15 protein-coding genes are annotated in these 15,837 nt (G+C 66.0%); 8 read left to right on the top strand and 7 right to left on the bottom strand.

Annotated features, from left to right (window positions below; all coding sequences use genetic code 11):
• Nucleotides 1-12: 12 nt before the first annotated feature.
• Nucleotides 13-1,437, bottom strand: a complete 1,425-nt coding sequence (locus CLU87_RS01845; protein ID WP_233193680.1) for a cytochrome P450 — start codon at nucleotides 1,435-1,437, stop codon at nucleotides 13-15.
• Between the two features lie 76 nt (nucleotides 1,438-1,513).
• On the opposite strand from CLU87_RS01845, the gene CLU87_RS01840 reads away from it, so the two are divergent.
• The 4 genes from CLU87_RS01840 to ruvC are packed head-to-tail and all read left to right on the top strand — an operon-like array spanning nucleotide 1,514 to nucleotide 4,901.
• Nucleotides 1,514-2,425: a helix-turn-helix domain-containing protein gene (locus CLU87_RS01840; protein WP_233193679.1), complete on the top strand. Its 912-nt coding sequence runs from the start codon at nucleotides 1,514-1,516 to the stop codon at nucleotides 2,423-2,425.
• Between the two features lie 54 nt (nucleotides 2,426-2,479).
• Complete coding sequence (locus CLU87_RS01835; protein WP_099729300.1) at nucleotides 2,480-3,241, top strand: 1-acyl-sn-glycerol-3-phosphate acyltransferase; 762 nt, start codon at nucleotides 2,480-2,482, stop codon at nucleotides 3,239-3,241.
• Nucleotides 3,242-3,301: 60 nt separating this feature from the next.
• The gene (locus CLU87_RS01830) at nucleotides 3,302-4,294 is read left to right on the top strand and encodes a phosphatidate cytidylyltransferase (RefSeq protein WP_099731992.1); all 993 of its coding nucleotides are present in this window, start codon (nucleotides 3,302-3,304) and stop codon (nucleotides 4,292-4,294) included.
• 58 nt (nucleotides 4,295-4,352) lie between these two features.
• Nucleotides 4,353-4,901, top strand: a complete 549-nt coding sequence (ruvC, locus tag CLU87_RS01825) for a crossover junction endodeoxyribonuclease RuvC (protein ID WP_056066401.1) — start codon at nucleotides 4,353-4,355, stop codon at nucleotides 4,899-4,901.
• Nucleotides 4,902-4,987: 86 nt separating this feature from the next.
• On the opposite strand, the gene CLU87_RS01820 is transcribed toward ruvC, so the two are convergent.
• Both CLU87_RS01820 and CLU87_RS01815 read right to left on the bottom strand, forming a co-directional pair.
• A complete protein-coding gene (locus CLU87_RS01820; protein WP_056066410.1) occupies nucleotides 4,988-5,740 on the bottom strand; it encodes a M48 family metallopeptidase in 753 nt (250 codons plus the stop codon).
• 328 nt (nucleotides 5,741-6,068) lie between these two features.
• Nucleotides 6,069-6,554, bottom strand: a complete 486-nt coding sequence (locus CLU87_RS01815) for a CZB domain-containing protein (RefSeq protein WP_015015652.1) — start codon at nucleotides 6,552-6,554, stop codon at nucleotides 6,069-6,071.
• Nucleotides 6,555-6,758: 204 nt separating this feature from the next.
• Here CLU87_RS01815 and CLU87_RS01810 point away from each other — a divergent pair, with 204 nt between their 5' ends.
• Nucleotides 6,759-7,787, top strand: coding sequence for an LLM class flavin-dependent oxidoreductase (locus tag CLU87_RS01810; RefSeq protein ID WP_099729299.1), 1,029 nt, complete (start codon nucleotides 6,759-6,761; stop codon nucleotides 7,785-7,787).
• Between the two features lie 43 nt (nucleotides 7,788-7,830).
• On the opposite strand, the gene CLU87_RS01805 is transcribed toward CLU87_RS01810, so the two are convergent.
• Nucleotides 7,831-8,580, bottom strand: coding sequence for an SDR family NAD(P)-dependent oxidoreductase (locus CLU87_RS01805; RefSeq protein WP_056066587.1), 750 nt, complete (start codon nucleotides 8,578-8,580; stop codon nucleotides 7,831-7,833).
• 241 nt (nucleotides 8,581-8,821) lie between these two features.
• On the opposite strand from CLU87_RS01805, the gene gspF reads away from it, so the two are divergent.
• The 3 genes from gspF (at nucleotide 8,822) to CLU87_RS01790 (ending at nucleotide 11,595) form a co-directional block, all read left to right on the top strand.
• Nucleotides 8,822-10,054, top strand: coding sequence for a type II secretion system inner membrane protein GspF (gene gspF, locus CLU87_RS01800; RefSeq protein ID WP_099729298.1), 1,233 nt, complete (start codon nucleotides 8,822-8,824; stop codon nucleotides 10,052-10,054).
• 4 nt (nucleotides 10,055-10,058) lie between these two features.
• A complete protein-coding gene (locus tag CLU87_RS01795) occupies nucleotides 10,059-10,985 on the top strand; it encodes a 5'-nucleotidase (protein WP_099729297.1) in 927 nt (308 codons plus the stop codon).
• A 202-nt stretch (nucleotides 10,986-11,187) separates the two neighbouring features.
• On the top strand, nucleotides 11,188-11,595 hold the full coding sequence (locus tag CLU87_RS01790) for an EF-hand domain-containing protein (RefSeq protein WP_056066421.1): 408 nt from the start codon (nucleotides 11,188-11,190) through the stop codon (nucleotides 11,593-11,595).
• Nucleotides 11,596-11,883: 288 nt separating this feature from the next.
• Here the strand turns inward: CLU87_RS01790 and CLU87_RS01785 are convergent, their stop codons facing one another.
• The 3 genes from CLU87_RS01785 to CLU87_RS01775 all read right to left on the bottom strand — a co-directional run bounded on the left by CLU87_RS01785 (nucleotide 11,884) and on the right by CLU87_RS01775 (nucleotide 15,626).
• Nucleotides 11,884-12,315 (bottom strand): hypothetical protein, encoded by a 432-nt coding sequence (locus CLU87_RS01785; RefSeq protein ID WP_056066424.1) that lies wholly within the window; start codon nucleotides 12,313-12,315, stop codon nucleotides 11,884-11,886.
• Between the two features lie 485 nt (nucleotides 12,316-12,800).
• On the bottom strand, nucleotides 12,801-13,298 hold the full coding sequence (locus CLU87_RS01780; protein WP_056746931.1) for a DUF1854 domain-containing protein: 498 nt from the start codon (nucleotides 13,296-13,298) through the stop codon (nucleotides 12,801-12,803).
• Between the two features lie 21 nt (nucleotides 13,299-13,319).
• A complete protein-coding gene (locus CLU87_RS01775) occupies nucleotides 13,320-15,626 on the bottom strand; it encodes an ABC transporter ATP-binding protein (protein WP_056746932.1) in 2,307 nt (768 codons plus the stop codon).
• Nucleotides 15,627-15,837: the final 211 nt, after the last annotated feature.

The following is a 15,837-nucleotide window of genomic DNA, read 5'->3' as shown; positions in this document are numbered from 1 at the left end:
CTGTCGGCAGCGTCACCCACGCCGCTGCAGCCATAGCGCGGACGCTCCGTCCGGCCGCAGCGTCACTTGAAACCTGGGGGCCCGCACGGCGCCCCCGACCGGCAGCCGCACCGTGTACCGCTGCAACAGCATGGCCGCCAGCAGCGTCATCTCCAGCATCGCAAAGTGCTGGCCAATGCACACGCGAGGCCCCAGGCCGAACGGAATCCACGCGCCCCGAGGAATGGACGGAGCGCCGTCCAGAAACCGCTCGGGCACAAAACGGTCCGGCTCGGCAAACCAGCGCGCATCGCGGTGCAGCACCCAAGGGGTGATGCGCAGCATGGCGCCCCGGGGGACCGGCACGCCGCCCAGCGTGATGGGCGCGGTGGTGCGGCGGCTCATCAGCGCGGCGATGGGGGGGTACAGGCGCAGCGCCTCTTTCAGCGTGGCGCCCAGCCAGGGCAGTTGGGCCAGATGCTCGGGGCCGGGGGTGCCGCCCCGCAGCACGGCATCAACCTCCGCCTGGGCACGCTGCGCGGCCTCGGGGTGTTGGGCCATGAGCAGGGTCCACCACAGCAGCGTGGTGGCGCTGGTTTCGTGTCCGGCCTGGAAGCTGACGATGCACTGGTCAAACACCTCTTGCGCAGACAAGACCTCACCGGTTTCCTCGTCGCGCAGGGCCAGCAGCATCTGCAGCAGGTCCGTGCGCGCAGGGGCATCGGGCGGTGGCACCTCGGCCTGGCGGACATGGATGTGGCGCCAGACCAAGCCCTTCAACGACCGGATAGCCCGCCGCTTGGCCGCCTTGCCCGGCAGGGGCAGCCAGTTGGGCAAAGTGAAGGGCATGAACATCTCCTGGTAGGCCGTGGCCCCCAGTGTCTGTGTGGCCCAGGCGGCCTCGCGCGCATCGGCCTGCGCCGAGGTGCTGAACAGCGTGCGCAGGATCACATCCATGGCCACGTCCGTCCACAGCACATCCACGGCCACCTGGGCGCCGGGCTGGCCCGGGGGCACGGCAGCGTCGAGCGCGCTGCGGGCGGCATCGGTCATCAGTTGTGCGTAGCCTGCCACCCGCTTGGGAGTGAAGGCGGGCATCAGCATGCGGCGCTGGCGCTGCCAGGTGTCGCCTTCGGTCACCAGCACGCTCTGGCCAAACACTTCTTCAAACACCGCAATGCCACGCTCCCAGCGGATGAGCTGGTCGGCATGGGTGACGAGTGCCTCGCGCACGAGGTCGGGGTGCATCAGGTCCCACGCATCTTCATACCCTAGTCGCATGCGGGTGAGGTCGCCATGCTCACGCTGCAGTTGGGTGACAAAGCCCAGGTAGTCGGCCCGCATGGCGCGCAGCAGCGGCAGGCCCCACCAACGGGTTCGCGGGCCGCGTGGCGTTGCAGGCGTGGGGGGATGAGTGGGAGAAGTAACAGAGGACGTGGTGGCTGTGGGCGAGTTCATGCCCCACATGCTGCAGCGCAGCGACGAGTCGGTATTGAACGATTGCGACAACCCCCGTCGCCTACACTCGCGCCCCATGGCAAGCTTGGCCCCCCTTTCCCCCCGGCACCCTGCCGGGTTGATCCCGTCGGGCGAACTGTGGCTGCCGCGCGCCAGCCTCACGGCCTGCCTGCGCGCGGCCATGGCGCGTAGCACGGTGGGCCATGCGCTCAGCGATGCGCAGCGCATCAACCGGTTCCCTGCATCCCCCTTGTGCAGCCTGAGCTGGTGGTTTGAAGGCCGCAGCGAGGCCCTGGTGGCCGAGCGCCCCGACACCATGCCCACGGAACACAGCCCGCGCGAGGCCTACCCCGGCCGCTGGGTGCTGGCAGGCCCGCAGACGCGCCCCACTTCCAGCTACTGCGCAGGGCCCACACACGCCATGATGGTGATGTTCATGCCCGACGCGCTGCACCAGCTCACCGGCGTGGACCCCGGCGCCCTGACCGACCGCATGGTGGACGCGCAATCCCTGTTGCCGCCCGACTGGCTGGCGCTGTGCGAAACGGTGCAAAACCTGCCCGACAACGCGGCCCGCCTGCAGCACCTGGAAGACTTTCTGGAGCCCCGCTGGCAGGCCTGCCGCCCCGCCCAGACATTGCCCACACAGCGCTACGGCGACTGGGCTGCGCACCTGGCGCAGCGCGCCGCCCTGTCTGCCCCCGGCCGCAGCCTGCGCCAGCTGGAGCGGCGCATCAAGCGCTGGGCCGGGCTGCCCCTGCGCGAGCTGCGCGGCTTTGGCAAGGCCGAGCAGGCGTTCTTCGACACCATCGCGGCCGATGCATCCCAAGGCAGCGTCAAATGGGCGGATGTCGCAGCGGGCGCCGGGTTCTCGGACCAGTCGCACCTGTGCCGCGTCACGCGCCGCATCACGGGCTATGCACCGCAGGCGCTGTATGACGGCATCTATGGGGACGAAGCTTTCTGGGCCTATCGCATCTGGGTGTAGCGCTGCCCAGGTCCTTGCCTGGCATGCAGGCCCGGCGCCCGTATCATCCCCGCCATGCTTGCCAAGTTGATGAGTTTCCTTCTGCTGGGGATCGTGCGGTTTCTCACCGGCTCCCAGGCCCGCTGGTATGGCTGCCCGCCCAAGGCCGAGCAACGTATCTACTTTGCCAACCACCAGAGCCATGCCGACATGGTGCTGATCTGGGCGGCGCTGCCCGAAGAGCTGCGCAGCATCACGCGGCCCATCGCTGCCAAGGATTACTGGACGAAGACGCCGTTCCGGCAGTGGATCACCACGGCCGTGTTCAACGCGGTGTATGTGGACCGCCAGGCCACGCCCGCGCGGCCGGTTGCGCCGGTGGCGGCCGAGCCCACTGGGGCACCAGCCACACAGAGCGATGCAGACACGGCCGCCGCAGGTGGCCCAGACCCATCACCCGAAGCCCCGCCGCGCGCGCCAACCCCCGAGGAATTGCGTTCCGCCCTGCCAGAGTCCGACCCACTGGCCCCGCTGGTGCGCGCGCTCGAGAGCGGCGACTCCATCGTGATCTTCCCGGAAGGCACGCGCGGCCATGGCGACGAGCCCCAGTCTTTCAAATCCGGCCTGTTCAAGCTGGCACAGATGTTTCCGCAGGTGGTGCTGGTGCCCGCATGGATCAACAACGTGCAGCGCGTGATGCCCAAGGGCGAGGTAGTGCCGGTGCCCATCCTGTGTTCGGTGACCTTTGGCGCGCCCATCCAGCTCGAAGCGGGTGAAGAGCGCCGCCCGTTCCTTGACCGCGCGCGCCGCGCCGTCATCGCTCTACGGGAAGTCTGAGCATGACCTGTCCGAAGCCCCTGACCTTGCCGAATGCTGCGCCCCGGAGCGCGCGCTGACATGAACCAATTCTTGCGCAACCTCACCGCCACCCAGCAGATCGGGGCCTTGTTCCTGGTCGTGTTCGGCATCCTGTCCATCGTCACCGTGTGGGCCTTCGTGCGCAATCTGCGCGAGCACGCCAGCGACGACCCCGAAGCCGAAGCCCGGGCCCTGGAAGCCAAGCGCTTCTGGGGGCTGCTCAAGACCTCCTGGGTCATGGCTACGGTGTTCTGGATCGGCTGGGTGCTGGGCGAAACGGTGGCCACGGTGCTGTTTGCCATCATGGGCTTTTTTGCGCTGCGCGAGTTCATCACCCTGTCGCCCACGCGCCGGGGCGACCACCGCAGCCTGGTGCTGGCATTCTTCGTGGTGCTGCCCTTGCAGTTCTGGCTGGTGGGCAGCAAGCACTTCGACCTGTTCACCGTGTTCATCCCGGTGTACGTGTTTCTGGCGCTGCCCGTGGTGAGCGCACTGGCCAATGACCCCCAGCGGTTTCTAGAGCGCAATGCCAAGCTGCAGTGGGGCATCATGGTCTGCGTGTACGGCATGAGCCACGTGCCCGCGCTGCTGCTGCTCGACTTCCCGGGCTACCGCGACAAGGGCGCGTTTCTGGTGTTCTTTCTGGTGTTTGTGGTGCAGACCTGCATGCTGGTGCAGCACCTGCTAGGGCGGCGCTTTCCGCACAAACCGGTGGCGCCGCAAGTGAGCCAGAGCTTTCAGTGGACCAGCTGGCTGGCAGGCGTGGCCGCCGGGGGCCTGGCAGGCGGTCTGCTGACCTTCATCACCCCCTTCAAACCCGGCCAGGCGCTGGGCATGGCGCTGCTGGCCTGCGTGGCGGGCAGCCTGGGGCACCTGGTGATGAAAGCACTCAAACGCGACCGCGGCATCACCAGCTGGGGCATGCAGGGCATGTCCGTCACCGGTGCCGGGGGCTTGCTCGACCGGGTGGATGCGCTGTGTTTTGCAGCGCCCGTGTTCTTCCATTCGGCACGCTGGTACTTCGGTTTGTAGAAGAATCGGCCGATAGCGCTAGTTCCCATTGCCCCAATAGCTATAAAAACGAGAGCAAATGCGCATCCTTGGTATTGACCCCGGCCTGCAGACCACCGGCTTCGGCGTGGTGGACATGGACGGCCACAAGCTCAGCTACGTGGCCAGCGGCACGATCCGCACCACCACCCTCGCGCTGGGCGACTTGCCCGGGCGCCTGAAGATCCTGTTCGACGGCATCACCGAGGTCGCAGCCCGCTACCAGCCCGATGTGGCCTCGGTCGAGATCGTGTTCGTCAACGTCAATCCCCAGTCCACGCTGCTGCTGGGACAGGCGCGGGGCGCCGCCATCACCGCCCTGGTGGCCAGCAATCTGCCCGTGGCCGAATACACCGCGCTGCAGATGAAAAAAGCCGTGGTCGGCCACGGCCGCGCCGCCAAAAGCCAGGTGCAGGAAATGGTGCGGCGGCTGTTGCAGCTGCCAGGCCTGCCGGGCACGGACGCAGCCGACGGCCTGGGCATGGCCATCACCCATGCACACGCCGGTTCCGCCATGGGCCGCCTGGGCGAAGCCGCCACGCTGAACCGGCGGCAGCATGCGATGTACAAGGATGGGCGGAGTTATTGAACCCGCCTGGGCGCCACACCAGACAAAAAAATACCGCGCCCAAAGGCGCGGTACAGCCCCACCAGGGTCTTAACCAGAACGAGACGTCAGGCCAACTGCGTCTTCATCCGCTCCGCCCGCTCCTTCGGTGAGGGGTGGGTGGACAGAAAGTTGCTCGAATCACCGCCCGACATCGCGGCCAGCTTTTCCAGTGCGCTCACGCAGGCGCCAGGCTGGTAGCGCTTGGCTTTCATGAAGCCCATCGCGTAATCGTCGGCCTCGCGTTCGTTGCTTTGGGAGTGCTGGGCGCGCACCACTTTTTCAAACAGATCGCCCAGTTGCGAGTCGGCGATGGCGCCGGCGCGGCTGTTGCTGGACGAAACAGCATTGCGCAGGGCGCTGGTGCGCAGGGCCGCCTGGATGCGGGCCTTGCTGTGGCCCTTTTTGACGTGGCCGATTTCGTGGCCGATGACGTAGCGCACTTCGTCATCGGTGAACTTGTCCATCAGGCCCGAGTACACACGGATGGTGCCGTTGGCCATGGCAAAGGCGTTGATGTCGGGGGTGAGGTAGACCTTGAAGTTCATCTTCAGGCCGTCATACGTGCCCAAGCCCGCCGTGAGTTTGTTCAGGCGCGTGGCGTAAGGGTTGCCAGCGGGGGCAATGCGGTTTTGGCGGTCGCTTTCAGCGGCCATCTGGTCAAAGGCAGCCTTGACCTCGTCGTCGGTCAGCGACTCGGATTTGGCTAGGTCCTTGCCCGCGTCGAGCATCTTACCCAGATCAAACTGCGCCCAGACGGGCGATACGGCACTCACGCCGGATGCCAGGGTCACAAGCGTCAGTAGTTGGCGGCGGTCCATCGAATTCCCTCTCTCTTTACGGTTGTTGCTTTAGGTATGGATGTTTTATTGAGCAACCTTGTGCAAGCAAAGGTTCTCAAGTGCGCCGAAATATAGCGACGCACCCCCCCCGATTTCGGGGGCGGGTCCTGTCTGCAGATGTAAGAGCTGTGTGCCGATGCTCGGTGCCGTCAGTGCGCCAAGGCGTCGTTCACGTCCGCTCCAAAAATGGCATCGCTAGCGACACCTCCACCTTCGCGCGGCGCGACGCGCGCAGCGGCAGAGGATTGCTGCTTCAGAAGGCCGAACGGCTTGGCAAAAAGAATTCCACCACCCGGGGTGGTGCGGCTCAGCGCCCCAGCCCGCGCTTAAGCTCCTTGAGCAGCAGCAGCACCTGGTTGGATGCGTGGCGGCAGCTGCCGTTGAGCAGCTGCGCTGCCTTGGGCTGGTCGCCCGACTGGAAAGCTGTCACCACGTCTGCCGCCTGCTGGTGAAAGTATTTGTGCCGCGCCACCAGCATGTCGAACGCGGGGTAATGCCCCAGGCGCACCCGGCCCGTGCCGTAGAGCCATCGGCCCAGGTCACAGCGGTCGTCCTGGCAGATGCGTTCGGGCCGCATGACTTCGTCGGAGCGCCCGTTGACCATGTCTTGCAGCTGCAGGCGCCAGCGCTCGTGGCTGGCAATGGCGGCGTCGATGTCGATCTCGGTCATCAGCGTGGCCGCGTACTCGGCATCCAGCACCAGTTCACTGCCGTTGTCTTCCATGGCCCAGGTGGTCTCGGGGCTGGTGGGGTCCTGCTCCCGGATCTTGAACAAGCGGCTGAAAAAACCCATGCGTCATCCCTTTTGCGCGACTGGCCCGCGCAGCGCGAAATGGCAGCCGGCGCGGAAATGTCTTGAAACATTCTGTGGCGCCTCCGCCGTTTTGGCTACCAAAAAATGGCTCCTTCGTAAAAATGTGCGCGGGCAACCCTGCTGCCACTGCCAGCTCTGCGCCCACCGCCTGCACAAAAGCAACGGCAGCCGGACAATGCATGCATGACTTCCACTCCCCGCCGCCCTGCCCTTTCCATGCTTGATCTGGTGGCCGTCCGCGAAGGCGGCACCGTGGCCGATGCGCTGCAGATTGCGCTGCGCACCGCCCAACATGCCGAAAAACTGGGCTTTGCCCGCTATTGGCTGGCCGAGCACCACAACATGGCGGGCATTGCCAGCTCCGCCACCGCCGTGCTGGTAGGCCACATTGCCGGTGGCACCTCGCGCATCCGCGTCGGGTCGGGCGGCGTGATGCTGCCCAACCATGCCCCGCTGGTGGTGGCCGAGGCCTTTGGCACGCTGGCCGAGTTGTACCCCGGCCGCATTGACCTGGGCCTGGGCCGCGCGCCGGGCACCGACCCCACCACCATGCGAGCCCTGCGCCGCAACCGGGTGGAAACCGAAGAAGACTTTCCGCGCGACGTGGCCGAGTTGCAGCGCCTGCTGGCCCCTGCCGAGCCCGGCCAGCGCCTGATTGCCATGCCAGGTGCGGGCACCAATGTGCCGATCTGGCTGCTGGGCTCCAGCCTGTTTTCGGCCCAGCTGGCAGCCGAGCGCGGTTTGCCATATGCGTTCGCCTCGCACTTTGCGCCGCGCCTGCTGCACCAGGCCATTGACCTGTACCGCAATCTGTACCGGCCCTCTGCCGCCTGGCCCAAGCCCTATGTGGCCATTGGCGTGCCGCTGATCGCTGCCCCGACGGACGACGAGGCCGACTTCCTGGCCAGCAGCACCTACCAGCGCGTGCTCGGCATCTTGACGGGCGACCGCCGCCGTCTGCTGCCGCCCATCGAGAACTATGCTGCGCGCCTGCAACCCCAAGAGCGTGCAGCAATTGGCGACTTTTTGGCTGCGGCCGTGATTGGCGGGCCGGACACGGTGCGTGAAGGGCTGGCAAGCCTAAGCGAAGCCACAGGCGCCGACGAGCTGATGCTGGTGAGCGATGTGTACGACCCTGCGCTGCGTCTGCGCTCGCTGGACATTGCCGCCAAGGCCCACGCCACACTTGGCCAGGCCGCCGTCGCAGCCTGAGCGCCTGGGCAGCCGGGGAGCGCCTGGGCGCCGCTCTTGTTCTTCAGCGCGCCAGGTAGCCGCCATCCACGGGGTAGTACGCCCCGGTCACAAACGACGCCTTGCTGGACGCGAGCCAGGTCACCAGCTCGGCCACCTCCTCGGGCTGCCCCAGGCGGCCGATGGGGTGGGCGCCAACCAGCATGGCGTTGATGCCGGCGTCCTGCTCCAGCCCGCTGATCATGGGCGTGTGGATGAAAGCAGGGCCCACGGCATTGACGCGCACGCCGTGCGCGCTGTATTCGATGGCCGCAGCCTTGGTCAGCCCCACCACCCCGTGCTTGGCCGCCGTGTAGGCGGGCGCCGTGGCAAAGCCCACCGAACCCAGGATGGACGCCATGTTGATGATGGCGCCGCCACCGTTCTTCAGCATCGCGGCGATCTGGTACTTCATGCCGTAGAACACGCCCGACAGGTTGATGTTGATGACCTGCGCCCAGCCGTCCAGCGGGTAGTCGGCCGTAGGCGCCTGCGGGCCGCCGATGCCCGCGTTGTTGCAGGCCACGTCCAGGCGGCCATAGTGGGCAACGGTGCGCTGCACCAGCGCCTCGCAATCCTCGGGTTTGCCCACGTCGGCCGCCACAAAGATCGCGTCGCCCCCTGCCGCGCGCACCAGCGCGGCGGTTTCCTCGCCCGCCTGCACATTCACGTCCGACACCACCACCTTGGCACCTTCGCGCGCCCACACCAGCGCAATCGCGCGGCCGATGCCCGACGATGCGCCCGTTACCAATGCCACCTTGTTCTTCAGCATGAAAGACCCCTTGTTCGTTCAAAACGCCTGCAACCCGATGCCACAGATCACTTTTCATTCTGCGCGCGCAATGCGTCAGCGCCTTGACCTGTGTCATGCCCCAGGCACGGAAGCAGGGTGGAGACACTGGGCCTTGGGTAGCGGCTACCATCAGGGGCTGCCGGCCCTGCGGCGGATGTTTGCCCGTTGCAGGACTGCGTGATTTCCACGCCCGCGCCCCACCACCCACGCCCGCATTTGCATGCCTGCTTTTTCCTTTGAAGCCCTGGACGCCCAGGGCCAGACCCGCAAAGGCCTCCTGGAGGCCGACACCGCCAAGGCCGCGCGCAGCCTGCTGCGGGCCCAGGCGCTGGTGCCGCTGGCAGTGGAAATGGTGCAGACCGGCCAGTCGCTGGACGGCCGGTCCGCGAGCCTGGGCCAGCGCCTGTTCACCCGGCCGGTGTTCAGCGCGACCGGGCTGGCCATCTGGACACGGCAGATCGCCGGGCTGGTGTCGTCGGGCCTGCCGCTGGAACGTGCACTCACCGCGCTGTCCGAAGAAGCCGACGATGAACGCCAGCGCCACCTGGTCGCCGCCCTGCGCGCCGAGGTCAATGCAGGCGCCACCTTTGCCCGCGCACTTTCGCAGCACCCGCGCGAGTTCTCTGACATCTACTGCGCCGTGATCGGTGCGGGCGAGCACAGCGGCAACCTGGGCCTGGTGCTGGAGCGCCTGGCCGACGACCTGGAAGAGCGCCAGGCGCTCAAGGCCAAGCTGGTGGGCGCTGCGCTGTACCCGGCCATCGTGACCCTGGTGGCCATCGTGATCGTGTTGTTCCTGGTGGGCTATGTGGTGCCGCAGGTGGCCAGCGTGTTTGCAGGCACCAAGCGGGCGTTGCCGTTCCTGACAGTGGCCATGCTGGGCCTCAGCGCCTTTGTGCGCAGCTATGGCTGGGTGATGTTGATTGCTTTTATTTTGATAGCGCTTGGGACAAGATGGGCGCTCACCATCGGCCATATTCGCGAGAAATTCGATGCTGCGTGGCTCAATCTGCCCCTGGTGGGCAAACTGGCGCGCGGCTACAACGCAGCACGGTTTGCCGGCACGCTGGCCATGCTGGCAGGCGCCGGGGTGCCGATCCTGAAGGCCTTGCAGGCGGCTGCTGAAACGCTGAACAACCGCGCGCTGCGGGCCGACGCGCTCGACGCCCTGGTGCTGGTGCGCGAGGGTGCTCCGCTGGCCTCGGCCCTGGCCCAAAAGAAACGCTTTCCGGGGCTGCTGTCGATGTTTGCACGCCTGGGCGAACAGACCGGACAACTGCCCGTGATGCTGCAGCGCGCGGCCCGCCAGCTCTCGGCAGAGGTCCAGCGCCGCGCCATGGCCCTGGCTACCATCCTGGAGCCGCTGCTCATCGTGGGCATGGGCCTGATCGTGATGCTGATCGTGCTGGCCGTGCTGCTGCCGATCATCCAGCTCAACCAGTTTGTGAAGTGACTTTATGGCGGTGACCTTAGACGACAAGCTGGTAGTCGCCATCTCCTCGCGCGCGCTGTTCAATTTTGAGGAAGAGAACCGCGTCTTCGAAAAGGACAACGACCGCGCCTACGTGGACATGCAGCGCCAGCGGCTCGACGTACCTGCTGCGCCGGGCGTGGCGTTTTCACTGGTGCGCAAGCTGCTCGCGTTCAATACCTCCGAGCACCAGCGCGTGGAGGTGGTGCTGCTGTCGCGCAATGACCCGGTGAGCGGCATGCGCGTGTTCCGCTCGTGCCATGCCCATGGTCTGCCCACCATCCAGCGCGGTGTGTTCACGCAAGGGCGTGACCCGTTTCGCTACCTGCGGCCGCTGGGTGCACACCTTTTCCTGTCCGCCAACGAGGCCGACGTGCGCGAGGCCTTGCACCTGGGCTACCCCGCCGCGCGGGTGGTGACGGAGTCGGTGCAGGCGGGCGACTCCAACCCCAACGAAGTGCGGATTGCCTTTGACGGCGACGCCGTGTTGTTCTCCGATGAGGCCGAGCGCATTTACCAGGCGGAGGGGCTGGCCGCCTTCCAGCAACACGAGACCGACAAGGCCGCACAGCCCCTGCCCGACGGCCCGTTCAAACCCCTGCTGGCCGCCTTGCACCGTCTGCAGTCTGCGGGCGAGGCCGGTGGCACCGGCATGCGCATCCGCACCGCGCTCGTCACCGCCCGCAGCGCCCCCGCTCACGAGCGCGCCATCCGCACCCTGATGGACTGGAACATTGCAGTGGACGAAGCCATGTTCCTGGGCGGCCTGCCCAAGGGCGAATTTTTGCGCGAGTTCGAACCCGATTTCTTCTTTGACGACCAGACCGGCCACGTCACCTCGGCAGCGCGCCACGTGCCTGCGGGCCATGTGAACAGCGGCATCTCGAATCCGGCGCGGGTCGCTGGGAACTGACCCGCAGGAGCCTCGGCTGCAGGCTGGCGCGCTGTGCCACCCTGCACCCAGCCCTTGGGAAAAGTTCTGCAAAGACTTGCAACGCCCGGTGAAAGCCTGCAAAGCCCCGGTTGCAAACCACCGCCCTCGCCCCCCATGTGCCACCATGGCCGTTGAGACTTCGAAGGAGAACACTTTGCGCATTCGCACATCCCTAGCGTTCATGGGGTTGCAAAGGCCGGTACTGGCGACGGTGGCCCTGTTGGCAGCCTGTGCAGCACTGGCACAAACGCCCCCACCAGCACCGGCCCCTCCAGCGGAGACACACGCCGCCACAGAGCCCGCAGCGGCAGTAAGCCCCGGCGAGCTGAAGGCCCAACGTGAATTCAAGATGCTGGACTTCAACGGGGACGGCAAGCTCAGCCGCTCTGAGGTGAAGCTGTTCCCGCGCCTGGCGGCGGCCTTTGACGAGGCCGACACGGATGGCGATGGCTTTGTGTCATATGCCGAAGTCCGTGCCTTCGCCGCCAAGTACCGCGCCGAGCGTGATCGCCAGCGAGCAGCGGCACAAGCGGCTGCGACGTCGGCGGCACCGGCTGCGCCGCCCCCTGCGCCAGAAACCCGTCCGTGAGGAACGCTGATTGCACTTTGCCAAGCGGCAAAGCCCAAAAAATCAGTCCAATCGACTTGGAGCGCTAGTGCAATATGCGCTAAAAGCTATCTATTTGATAGCAAAAAAATACCTGACGCATCGAGACAGTACCCACAGCTTCCGTGCGCACGGCACCGTGCACCCACCGCATGCAGCGCCTGTACGTCACAGTTTGCTGCTGCGCAGTGGCTTCGCTGCACTGCACCGGGCTCGCCAAAGCACGCAATGGGCCGCCTTCAGGGCAGGCAGCCCGGCAGCGCCAGCTGCTCAGACGCCACCGGTGCGCTTGACCTTGGGGTCGGTGTAGGTCAGCGGCTCGTTCTTGGCCTGCTGGGCCAGTCGCTCCTGCAAGGTCATCTTGTTGACGTCCTGCGCTACCTCTACCGCGCTGCCGCTGGCGCGCCACATCGACTGGATGAACTCCAGCAGTTGTTTGTAGATCGGCTCTTTGGGAGGCTCCGGCGGCTCTTCGACGGTGTCTTTCTTTTTTACCGCCGTCCAGTCCCGGTTGGGCGCATCGGGCGCCGAGGGTTTGTCCGGCTCGCGCACGATCGCCCCCTCACCCATCCGGTCCATGGACTCGACAGGGTTGGGAGCGTTGATGGGACGCACCGGAGGCGCACCCGAGGCGCCAGTGGAATACAAATCAGCGCCCTGAGGACGCCAGGACGGCGATCGATCGACAGGTGGCATTTGCATGACATTGGCCCGTAGTTGAACAAAAGGTACAGAGGGTCTTTCGGCCTCTTCGTACATTCATTACGGCAAAAAGAAGGGTGAATTTAGGTCTTTTTCACCGATTGAACGAAATTTAGGGTTTTCCCTAGCAAAAAGCCAGCTTTTCGGGACGGTTCAGCATCAGGCAGGGACCATGAAGGTGCCAAACAGTGCCCCGAATGGGCCGAATCGGCCGAACAGCGCGCTGGGCGCACGCCGAATGTCGCAACAGCACCACGCCGTCAGAAGGCCGGGCGCCCGCAGGCCATCACCCGCTGCAGGGGAACAGGCAGAGAAGTAAGCGGCTCGGGCCGTGCGCAAGGAATGCGCAAGAGGGGGGCTCCGCCGGCCCCACATTCCCGACAGAGCATGTTGACGGTCTTGCAGAGGAGCGCAGACAGGCTCCTACGGCTGGCGGGACAAGGTCCGAGCCCAGGACGGAGCCGGCTTGACTCCGCCTTACAAGGTCAAAGAAAGCGTTCGAGCAAGCGGCGCGAATGCTTGTCCAGCGCCGTGGTGTCCTTCACACGGAACTGCAAGCCGTCGCCCCCGGCAATCAGCAGCCGGGTGCGCCCGCCCAGGCGGCGGATGTCTTCTTCGGCCTTGAGCACCAGGCGGGCAGGCCCCCGGTCGGTCTCCACATCCCAGGTGCTAGGGGTCGAGAAACTAGAAACGGCGAGGATTTTCTGGATAGTGGGCACAAACTCGCGCACCTCCAGCTCTTCATCAATGAGCTGCCGGGCGGCGCCCGTCACGGCCTCCAGCCGGGGAACCCACAGCAGCTCATGACCGTCGGCGCCCACCAGGGACAGCCCCTCGCCCGGCGCGGCGATGGGAAAAGCACGCACGGGAGTCACGCCCTCATGGGCCGTGCCATCGGCCAGGGTCAGGACGAGGCGGCCGTGCGGGTTGCGCGTGAGCTGGAAGGCAGGGGTGGACGACGATGGGGTCAGGGAAGCATTCATGGCAGGGTCGCTCACAGCGTCTCAGGGGTTGCCGGCGGGGTGGGCCGGGTGCAGCAGGCTGCTGTCGATGATCACGCCCGCCGCCTGCGCATCTTCTTCGGCACGGCGGGCCTGGGCTTCGTACAGCCGCCAGTAGGCGCCCTGCTTTTCCATCAATTCATCGTGCGGGCCCACTTCCACCACCTCGCCGCGGTCCATGACCACCAGGCGGTCGGCCTTGCGCAGGGTGGACAGGCGGTGGGCAATGGCGATCGTCGTACGGCCTTGCACCAGGTTATCGAGCGCCTTCTGGATTTCCTTTTCGGTCTCGGTGTCCACCGCCGAGGTGGCCTCGTCCAGGATCAGGATGCGTGGGTCGATCAGCAGCGCGCGCGCAATGCTGATGCGCTGGCGCTCGCCGCCCGACAGGCCCTGGCCGCGCTCGCCCACCAGCGAGTCGTAGCCGTGCGGCAGGCGCAGGATGAATTCATGCGCATGGGCAGCGCGGGCGGCGGCCACGATTTCCTCGCGCGTCGCTTCGGGCTTGCCGTAGGCGATGTTCTCGGCAATGGTGCCGAAGAACAAAAAGGGCTCTTGCAGCACCAGGCCGATGTGGCGGCGGTAGTCGGCCACCGCAAAGCGGCGGATGTCGATGCCATCGACCTGGATGGACCCGTCGCTCACGTCGTAGAAGCGGCTGATCAGGTTGACCAGCGTGCTCTTGCCCGATCCGCTGTGGCCCACCAGGCCAATCATCTCGCCGGGGCGGATGTCCAGATCCAGCCCCTTGATGACCGCGCGGCTGCCGTAACGGAAGCCCACACCCTGCATGCTGATGGCGCCTTGCACCTTGTCCACCTTGACGGGTTGGGCAGGGTCGGGCACGTTGCTCACATGGTCCAGGATGTCGAAGATGCGCTTGGCGCCTGCAGCGGCCTTCTGGGTGACCGAAACGATGCGGCTCATCGAATCCAGCCTCCCGTAAAACCGCCCGATGTAGGCGATGAAGGCGGTGAGCACACCCACCGTGATCTGGTTGCGCGACACCAGCCAGATGCCGAACGCCCAGACCACCAGCAGCCCGATTTCGGTCAGCAGCGACACCGTGGGGGTGAACAGGCTCCAGGTCTTGTTGAGCTTGTCGTTCACCTCCAGGTTGTGCTGGTTGGCATCGCGAAAGCGCTGGGCCTCGCGCTTTTCCTGGGCGAAGGCCTTGACCACGCGGATGCCGGGGATGGTGTCGGCCAGCACATTGGTCACCTCGGACCACACACGGTCGATCTTTTCAAACCCGGTGCGCAGGCGGTCGCGCACGGTATGGATCATCCAGCCAATGAAGGGCAGCGGCACCAGCGTGACCAACGCGAGCCACGGGTTGATGGAGAACAGGATCGCCGCCGTCATCACGATCATCAGCACATCGGTGATGAAGTCGAGCGCGTGCAGCGACAGGAACACGTTGATGCGGTCGGTCTCCGACCCGATGCGCGCCATCAGGTCGCCGGTGCGCTTGCCCCCAAAGTAGTCGAGCGACAGGCGCAGCAGGTGTTCGTACGTGGTGGTGCGCAGGTCGGCACCGATGCGCTCGGACACCAGCGCCAGGATGTAGGTGCGCGCCCAGGACAGGCCCCAGGCGGCCAGCGCCGACAGCAGCAGGCCGCTCAGGTACAGCAGCACCAGGCCAGGTTCGATCTGTTTGCCGTTCTGGAACGGAATCAGGATGTCATCCATCAGCGGGATGGTGAGGTAGGGCGGCACCAGGGTCGCTGCCGTGGACGCCAGCGTCAGCGCAAAACCGGCCGCCAGCTGTTTGCGATAGGGCCGCGCAAAACGCCACAGGCGCAGCAGCACCCAGGTGGAGGTCTGGGGTGGCTGGGCACGGGCGCAAGCTGGGCACTCCTCGGTGTCGGGCGGCAGCGGCGTATGGCAGGTGGGGCAAGCGGGCTCGTCGGCTTCGTCCTCGGCACCGCTGTCGCCCCGGGCGCTTTGCTGCTCAAAACGTTGCACCAGGCGCAGCGCCTGCGCATGGTGCGCCAGGGTAAAGCGCCACTGGGCCAGGCGCTCGTGGGGGTTGTGCAGCTCGAGCGAGCCCACTCCGCCATGGTCATGCAGCTTGAGCGTCAGCCCTTCACCCAGGGGCCAGCTGCGCCAGGTCGTGGTGCCCGGCTCGCAGGCCAGCAGCCGTTCGGAGGTCACCACCACCCACCCCGCCGCAAAGCGCAGTGTGGCGCTCAGGTCAACCGGCAAAGCCGCCAACACGTTCTCTTTGGAAGCGAGCATGGCCCGCAAATCGGCCCCCACAGGGCCAGAAAAGACACCCGAGGCGTCCACAGAATGGTGATGTTGCATTTTTGGTTGGGTTTTCCGCCACCGGCTGCCTGCGGTGGCCGCTCTCGCGAAAGCAAGAATTCTCACCGATACTGCACGCCACGGTGCGACGGCATCCTCCTGTAACGTCTGTGGCGGCCTTTTGGCTGACACTGCGCACAGGCCCTGGACTGGCGCACAATCATCGTCCACAAAATTCCCTTTCGTCCCTCTACCGCACAGCCCTTACCAA

The organism is Acidovorax sp. 59 (assembly GCF_002754175.1).
GTDB classification, from domain to species: domain Bacteria; phylum Pseudomonadota; class Gammaproteobacteria; order Burkholderiales; family Burkholderiaceae_C; genus Acidovorax; species Acidovorax delafieldii.
Note: the sequence above shows the minus strand (reverse complement) of the source record. Positions and strands in the feature narration are given on the sequence as shown.